Raw genomic sequence first — 7,768 nt, 5'->3', positions numbered from 1 at the left:
TAACCGATACTAATTGCCCGTGAGGCTTGACCATATAACACCCAAACAATTTGTGTGTTGGACGGTGAAGTCGACGAACCGAAAGTTCGTGTGAACCGCAAATACCTGTCACATACCCGAATCAGGGTGAGCGTGAGCGCAAGCCACGAGCATCCGAAAGAATTGCTTGACGACCATAGAGCGTTGGAACCACCTGATCCCATCCCGAACTCAGCAGTGAAACGACGCATCGCCGATGGTAGTGTGGGGTTTCCCCATGTGAGAGTAGGTCATCGTCAAGCACCTATCCCAAAACCCCTGATCAGCCTGGCTGGTCGGGGGTTTTGCTTTGGGGCGTGGAAAAGCCGGGGTGATCCCATCCACGCCATTGCATTCCCCTTGTAGGAGCGCGCCCTGCGCGCGATATCGCGGGCAGGGCCCGCTCCTACAGGGGGGGCCATGGTGATGGGTATCGCTTCGCTCAACGCCATCCTACGAGGGTGTATCTCCTGCGCGCGTAGGAACAACTGTCTACGGGCTGTGCCGAGGTGCTCTTCGTAGGAGCGAGCTTGCTCGCGAACAGACTCCGCGACGGGGCTCATTCGCGAGCAAGCTCGCTCCTACGAAAAGCCGTGCCCGCTCGGCAGGCAGACATTCGGAACTTCGCCGCGCTGTGTAGCGCCTATAGTCAGAAACAATAGGTAACAAGTTCCCGGCCGCCGCCACTGCTCGCCGGGAGTCCACCGTCTGCAGGACGCGCTCTCGAGGATGGGGAGGCCCGTTCGTGGAGTCGGGTGCCGTGGCCAGGAGGGCCGGCGCCGATCTGGAGAAAGGTAGCCGCCATGAGCAAGAAACCCTTCTACAAGAGCCTCTACGTGCAGGTGCTGATCGCCATCGTCATCGGCGTTGCCCTGGGGCATTTCTATCCGCAGACCGCGGTGCTGATGAAGCCCCTGGGCGACGGCTTCGTCAAACTGATCAAGATGGCCATCGCGCCCATCATCTTCTGTACCGTGGTCACCGGCATCGCCGGCATGCAGAGCATGAAGGCAGTGGGCAAGACCGGCGGCATGGCGCTGCTGTACTTCGAGGTGGTTTCCACCGTTGCGCTGATCATCGGCCTGACGGTGGTCAACATCGTCCAGCCGGGTGTGGGTATGCACGTCGACCCGGCCAGCCTGGATACCAGCAAGGTTGCCGCCTACGCCTCGGCCGGCGAGAAGCAGAGCACCATCGAGTTCCTGCTCAACATCATCCCCAACACCGTGGTCGGCGCCTTCGCCAACGGTGACATCCTCCAGGTGCTGTTCTTCTCCGTGCTCTTCGGCTACGCGCTGCACCGCATGGGCAGCCTGGGCCAGCCGATCTTCCTGTTCATCGAGCGTTTCACCCAGGTGATGTTCAACATCATCAACGTGATCATGCGCGTCGCCCCTATCGGCGCCTTCGGCGCCATGGCTTTCACCATCGGTGCCTATGGCGTGGGTTCGCTGGTGCAACTGGGTGAACTGATGGCCTGCTTCTACCTCACCTGCATCCTCTTCGTGCTCCTCGTGCTGGGCAGCATCGCGCGCTTCCACGGCTTCAACATCCTGCGTTTCATCAACTACATCCGCGAGGAACTGCTGATCGTGCTCGGCACTTCCTCGTCGGAGTCCGCGCTGCCGCGGATGATCGCCAAGATGGAGAAACTGGGCTGCGACAAGACTGTAGTCGGCCTGGTGATTCCCACCGGCTATTCCTTCAACCTCGACGGCACCTCCATCTACCTGACCATGGCCGCGGTGTTCATCGCCCAGGCCACCGACACGCAGATGGATATCATCCACCAGGTGACCCTGCTGGCGGTGCTGCTGATCGCCTCCAAGGGCGCCGCCGGCGTCACCGGCTCGGGTTTCATCGTCCTGGCTGCTACCTTGTCCGCCGTGGGCCACCTGCCGGTCGCCGGCCTGGCGCTGATCCTCGGCATCGACCGCTTCATGTCCGAGGCCCGCGCCCTGACCAACCTGGTGGGCAACGGCGTGGCCACCGTTGTGGTAGCCAAGTGGTGCAAGGAGCTGGACGAGGAAACCCTGCATCGCGAACTGGCCGCCGGACCCTCGGCGCTCGAAGCATCGATGGATCATTGAAAGCTTCACGCGCTACCCTCTACGGCGCCCCTGCACGGGGCGCTGTCGTTTCCTGAAGCCCGTCATGCAGGCAGTGGAGAAAGCCATGACCGAACGCAAGTCGAACTACCCGCTGTACACCCACTATTCGGGCCCGGCCCTGCTGGAGATGCCGTTGTTGAACAAGGGCAGCGCCTTCAGCCCGCAGGAGCGCATCGACTTCAACCTCATCGGCCTGCTGCCGCAGACCGTGGAGAGCATCGAGGAGCAGGCCGAGCGCGTCTACCAGCAGTACCTGCAGTGCGCCTCCGACCTCGACAGGCACGTCTACCTGCGCTCCATCCAGGACAACAACGAGACGCTGTTCTTCCGCCTGCTCGAAGGCCATCTGGAGGAGATGCTGCCGATCATCTACACCCCCACGGTGGGCCAGGCCTGCCAGGACTTCTCGAAGATCTACCGCACCCACCGCGGGCTGTTCGTCTCCTGGCCGGACCGCGAGCGCATCGACGACGTGCTGCGCAGCGCCACCAAGGACAAGGTGAGGATCATCGTGGTCACCGACAGCGAGCGCATCCTCGGCCTGGGCGACCAGGGCATCGGCGGCATGGGCATCCCCATCGGCAAGCTGTCGCTGTACACCGCCTGCGGCGGCATCAGCCCGGCCTACACGCTGCCCATAGTGCTGGACGTGGGCACCAACAACCAGGCGCTGCTGGACGACCCGCTGTACATGGGCTGGCGCCACCCGCGCATCAGTGGCAAGGACTACGACGAATTCGTCGAGCTGTTCATCCGCGCCGTGCAGCGCCGCTGGCCGGGCGTGCTGCTGCAGTTCGAGGACTTCGCCCAGACCAACGCCATGCCGCTGCTGGAGCGCTACCGCGACCAGCTGTGCTGCTTCAACGACGACATCCAGGGCACCGCCTCGGTGGCGGTCGGCACCCTGCTGGCGGCGTGCAAGGTCAAGCAGCAGAAGCTCAGCGAGCAGGTGATCACCTTCGTCGGCGCCGGTTCCGCCGGCTGCGGCATCGCCGAGCACATCATCGCCGCCATGCAGCTGGAAGGGCTGTCCGAGGCGCAGGCGCGCCAGCGCATCTTCATGGTCGACCGCCACGGTTTGCTGGTGGAAGGCATGGACGGCCTGCTGGAGTTCCAGCGCAAGCTGGCGCAGAAGGCCGCCGACGTGGCCGGCTGGCAGCGCGGCGAGGACGGCATCGGCCTGCTCGAAGTGGTCAGCCGGGCCAAGCCGACGGTGATGATCGGCGTTTCCGGGCAGCGCGGGCTGTTCAGCGAGGCGGTGATCCGCGAGATGTACAAGCACTGCCCGCTGCCGCTGGTGATGCCGCTGTCCAACCCGACCTCGCGGGTCGAGGCGACGCCGGCGGAAATCCTCCAGTGGACCGAGGGCCGCGCGCTGGTCGCCACCGGCAGCCCGTTCCAGCCGGTGGAGCACGGCGGGCGCAGCATCCACATCGCCCAGTGCAACAACTCCTATATCTTCCCCGGCATCGGCCTGGGGGTGATCGCCGCCGGCGCCCGGCGCGTGACCGAGGCGATGCTGATGGCCGCCTCCAACGCCTTGGCCGAGTGCTCGCCGGTGGTGACGGGGGAGGGCGATGCGGTGCTGCCGCCGCTGCGCGACATCCAGCAGGTCAGCCGGCGCATCGCCTTCGCCGTGGCCAAGCAGGCCCAGGCCGAGGGCGTAGCGCTGGAAACCCCGGACGACATGCTCCATGCCGCCATCGAGCGCAACTTCTGGGCGCCGCGCTACCGCGAGTACCGTCGTCGCTCGTTGTGAGGTCGTTGCCCTCGGTGGCTCAGTGGCTGCAAGCGCCCAGTAGATAGGGCCCCATGTCCCGTCGGGCTTCTTCTTCCAGCAGCCCGACGCTCACCTGGACACCTGCCTCGCGCAGTATCGCGATGCCGGCGCCGGCATTGCGCGGATCGGGGTCCAGCATGGCGACCACTACCCGCCTGACGCCCCAGGCCACCAGGGTGCGGGCGCAGGAGGGGGTGCGGCCGGCGAAGGAGCAGGGCTCCAGTGTCACGTAGGCGGTGAGTTCGGCCGTGGCCCCAGCCAACTGCGCCAGCGCCATGGCTTCGGCGTGAGGCTCGCCGGGCGGCTGGGTGAAGCCGCTGGCTACGAGCATGCCGTTGGCCGTCATCACGCAGCCGACCGGCGGATTGGGCAGGCAGCCCGGTAGCGCGCGGCGTCCCTGGGCCAGGGCGAGGCGCATGCATTCACGGTCGTGTTCTTCGAGATGGTTGTTCATGGAGGTTCCCGGTAAAAAGGCGGCGGGCGAAGCGCTCAGGGCTCGATCGTCAGCCAGGGCCAGCGCGCCTGGTAGCTGCTGGCCTTGCGCGCGAACCATTCGGGTTGGTGGTTCAATGGGTTGCTCCGCAACATTCCGGCCTGCAGATCGTCGAGGCCGTGGGTGCTGTAGAGTTCGCCGCTGCCCACGTCCAGTCCCAGACAGGTCGCGTTGATCAGGTAGCGGTCTATCCCGTCGGTGACGGCCTGCAGGGGAGGGCAGGCGGAACCGAAGCGGCCTTCGTACCAGAGGTGCACCCGCGCCTGGTTGCGCACCTCCACGTTCGCTTCCAGGTCGTGGCAGGCCTGGCGCACCTGTCGTATCACCTGGTCCTCGGCTTCCCAGGACAGGTCTTCGTCGAAGTAGATGACGTCGTAGTCTTTCACGCCCCAGCCGGCGGCACGGCCGCAGCGGTGGTTCCAGACCGCCTGGAACAGGCAGCCGGCGGTGAGCATGCAGGCGGGCAGGTCGAGCCTGGCCAGCACCTCGAGCAAGGCTTCGTTGATCGGGTTGCGCAGCGCCAGCGCCACTACCTGCTCGTCGGTCAATGGGGCCATGAGTCCACTCCCTGGGCGGTGTTTCGATGGGTCGCCAGCATAACAGTGCCCGGAGCCGGCGCCAGGCACCGGCTTACACTGGCTGGGGCGCACACGCAGGACGCCGCGTCGAGCGGCTGGCGAACCCGTCCTTGCGCGGGCGGGTTCTTTCCGGGGGGCTTTTCCTCTATCTTCTGCGCTTGCGCCTTCCTTCCTCACGCAGACTCGCCGCATGCCCGTCCCGTCGTCCCTTGCGCCATCCCTCACTGCCGGTATCGCGGCGTTGACCCGTCACTACGCCGATACCGTCCTGCCGTTGTGGCGCGCCGCCGGCTGGAACGAGGCGCTGCAGCTGCCCTACGAGTCGCTCGACGATCGCAGCGGGCAGCCCCTGCCCGCGGTGCGCTACCGCGCCATGGCCTGCGCCCGCCAGCTGTTCGTCTTCAGCCACGCGGGGCCTGCCGGCGCTGCTCGGGCAGAGGCATTGTTCGCCTCGCTGCAACGTCACTTCGGCGATGGCCACGGGGCCTGGCTCTACAGCATCGACACGGCCGGAAAGCCGCTGGACAGCCGCCGCGATCTCTACACCTTCGCCTTCGTGGTGTTCGCCTGCGCGCAGTATCACAAGCTCAGTGGCAACGCGGCTGCGCTGGAGCTGATGACGCGCACCACCGAGCTGATCGAGCAGCGCTTCGCCGATGGCCAGGGGTTGTACCTGTCCGCGCTGGCCGAGGATTTCGCAGACGACGGCGCGCCCGTGCTGCAGAACCCCATCATGCACCTCACCGAGGCCTATCTGGCGGCCTATGCCATCGCCGGCGACCCCTGGTACGGAGAGCGCCTGCAGGCGATCGGCGCCGCGGTATTGGCGCGCTTCGTCGATCCGGCTAGCGGCTGCGTGGCCGAACTGCCGCTGGGTGAGGCGGGCAACCGCATCGAGCCGGGGCACCAGTTCGAATGGTTCTCCCTGGTCATGGGAGAGCCGGCGTTGTTCGCCGGTTCGGCCCTGGAGGCTGCGCTGCGCCACGCCTTCGCCTTCGCACAGCGACATGGCGTGGCCGCTGGCACCCTCGGCGTCGGCGCCGCACTGGCGGCGGACGGCACCCTGCAGGACGCCACCCAGCGCATCTGGGCGCAGACCGAGTTCGCCCGCGCCCTGGCCGTGGAGGGTAGCGCCCGATCCCTCGATACCCTGGCGCTCTGGACCGAGCGCTTCCGTTCGCGCTTCCTGCACGACGGTGGCTGGCACGAGGTGCTGGGCCCCGGTGGCGAGGTGTTGCGCCCGGACATGCCGTCCACCACGCCCTACCACCTGCTGGGTGCCTACCAGGCGCTGCAGGCCCTGGCCGGGCGCGTCTGACTCCTTGTACCGCCCGGCGGCCATGCCTTTGGCAGGGGCGATCCGGCGGAACCGCTGGCAAGCTGGAGAGTCCGTGAAAGGGTGGGCGACCGTCCGCCATCTCGCGCTACTCCAACCATGTGAACGGCCTGCCAGCGGGCCGGGGGAAACGATGCATGCAACAGCACACCAGCGAGCCGAACTTCATGCCACCCAGCGAGTACACCACCTCCAGCGGGGTGGCGGTGCTCATCTCACCGCGCTACGCCGGCCCCGGCAAGGTCGCCGAGATGCTGCTTTCGCTGGCGAAGGTGCCGCCGAGCGTGTCGCCGCTGGATGTCGTCGTCGGCCCCTGGGATTCCCATGAAGCCGCCTTCGAGGCCTCCTTCGCCGCGGCCGAGCGCTGGGTGGACCAGCTCGACGGGAGGGGCTGAGCGGGGCTCTTCGCGTTATCCATTCGAGCCCGCCGCGGCACCGAAGGTGCATCTCCCGGGGCATGTGGGGCGCCGAGGTGCTTTCGTGGGATGTAGGAGCGGCTGTCTTGCAGGCCGCGCTGGGATGCTCTTCGTAGGAGCGAGCTTGCTCGCGAACAGACTCCGCTGCGGGGCTCATTCGCGAGCAAGCTCGCTCCTACAAGAAGCCATCCTCACCGATGTGGTAGGAGCGCGCCCTGCGCGCGAATCGCGGGCAGGGCCCGCTCCTACAGGTGCTGGGAGATGCCTTCTGCTCGGCATGGAAAGGCGACCGGCCGTCCAGAATCGCGGTGCGGAAAAGAAAATGCTGTTCAAATCCGCCGAACCCTGTATTCTGCTGCGACTGCCTGCCAGTTTAGCGGCTCCGTATTGATGTTCAGTCCGTTCTGATTTCCATCTCCTCGGTTTCTCTTCACTCTGCATTCAGTTCCAGCCAGGCATGTCGCCTGTGCTCGTTCCTACCTTGGAGATCTACATCATGGCAAACCGCCAAACTGGTACCGTCAAGTGGTTCAACGCTGAGAAGGGCTTCGGCTTCATCACCCCGGAAAGCGGCCCGGACGTATTCGTTCACTTCCGTCAGATCGAATCCACCGGCTACAAGACCCTCGACGAAGGTCAGCGCGTCAGCTTCCTCGTGACTGCCGGCGCCAAAGGCCCGCAGGCCGAACAGGTTCAAGCCCTGTAAGCGCACCTTCTGGTGCCCGAAGCCCCGCATCGCATTGCGGGGCTTTTCGTTTGTGCCGGGAAAATTCCCGTTCGTAACCCAAGCTCCGCGATCTCGGCCCGCCAGCCTGGCGCTCGCTGATCGACGCCGTATCCTGTCTCGCGCCTGACCGGGCGTTCCATACCGCCGCGCAGACGCTGTCTGTGGACGGTGGCCACTGCTGCCCCTTCCTCTTCTCCTCCTTCTTCCCGCTGATGTCGTTTTTATAGCACCGCCAGCCCCGGCCCTGGGCGCTTGCGGGCGGGGCCGTGTCGTTTTTGCTCATGCCCATGGCGATCCTGGGCAAATGCC

7 protein-coding genes and 1 rRNA gene are annotated in these 7,768 nt (G+C 65.8%); 6 read left to right on the top strand and 2 right to left on the bottom strand.

Annotation, left to right across the window (positions count from 1 at the left end):
- Window positions 1-165 precede the first annotated feature (165 nt).
- The 3 genes from rrf to BM060_RS20765 all read left to right on the top strand — a co-directional run bounded on the left by rrf (window position 166) and on the right by BM060_RS20765 (window position 3,888).
- Window positions 166-281: ribosomal RNA gene (gene rrf, locus BM060_RS20775) — 5S ribosomal RNA — on the top strand.
- Between the two features lie 540 nt (window positions 282-821).
- Window positions 822-2,108: a dicarboxylate/amino acid:cation symporter gene (locus BM060_RS20770; protein ID WP_074982557.1), complete on the top strand. Its 1,287-nt coding sequence runs from the start codon at window positions 822-824 to the stop codon at window positions 2,106-2,108.
- 85 nt (window positions 2,109-2,193) lie between these two features.
- Complete coding sequence (locus tag BM060_RS20765; protein WP_074982573.1) at window positions 2,194-3,888, top strand: NAD-dependent malic enzyme; 1,695 nt, start codon at window positions 2,194-2,196, stop codon at window positions 3,886-3,888.
- A 19-nt stretch (window positions 3,889-3,907) separates the two neighbouring features.
- On the opposite strand, the gene BM060_RS20760 is transcribed toward BM060_RS20765, so the two are convergent.
- Window positions 3,908-4,363 carry a bifunctional diaminohydroxyphosphoribosylaminopyrimidine deaminase/5-amino-6-(5-phosphoribosylamino)uracil reductase RibD gene (locus BM060_RS20760; protein ID WP_074982555.1) on the bottom strand — a complete coding sequence of 152 codons (456 nt, stop codon included), beginning with the start codon at window positions 4,361-4,363 and terminating at the stop codon, window positions 3,908-3,910.
- Window positions 4,364-4,398: 35 nt separating this feature from the next.
- Entirely contained in the window at window positions 4,399-4,959 is a 561-nt protein-coding gene (locus tag BM060_RS20755; RefSeq protein WP_074982554.1) for a nucleotidyltransferase family protein, read from the bottom strand.
- A 262-nt stretch (window positions 4,960-5,221) separates the two neighbouring features.
- Between BM060_RS20755 and BM060_RS20750 the strand changes: the two genes are divergently transcribed.
- The 3 genes from BM060_RS20750 to BM060_RS20740 all read left to right on the top strand — a co-directional run bounded on the left by BM060_RS20750 (window position 5,222) and on the right by BM060_RS20740 (window position 7,438).
- Complete coding sequence (locus BM060_RS20750) at window positions 5,222-6,298, top strand: AGE family epimerase/isomerase (protein WP_245323032.1); 1,077 nt, start codon at window positions 5,222-5,224, stop codon at window positions 6,296-6,298.
- A gap of 155 nt (window positions 6,299-6,453) precedes the next feature.
- Window positions 6,454-6,711 (top strand): hypothetical protein, encoded by a 258-nt coding sequence (locus BM060_RS20745; RefSeq protein WP_074982551.1) that lies wholly within the window; start codon window positions 6,454-6,456, stop codon window positions 6,709-6,711.
- Window positions 6,712-7,228: 517 nt separating this feature from the next.
- Complete coding sequence (locus BM060_RS20740; RefSeq protein WP_074982570.1) at window positions 7,229-7,438, top strand: cold-shock protein; 210 nt, start codon at window positions 7,229-7,231, stop codon at window positions 7,436-7,438.
- Window positions 7,439-7,768: the final 330 nt, after the last annotated feature.

This window comes from Pseudomonas citronellolis (genome assembly GCF_900112375.1).
Classification (GTDB): domain Bacteria; phylum Pseudomonadota; class Gammaproteobacteria; order Pseudomonadales; family Pseudomonadaceae; genus Pseudomonas; species Pseudomonas citronellolis.
Note: the sequence above shows the minus strand (reverse complement) of the source record. Positions and strands in the feature narration are given on the sequence as shown.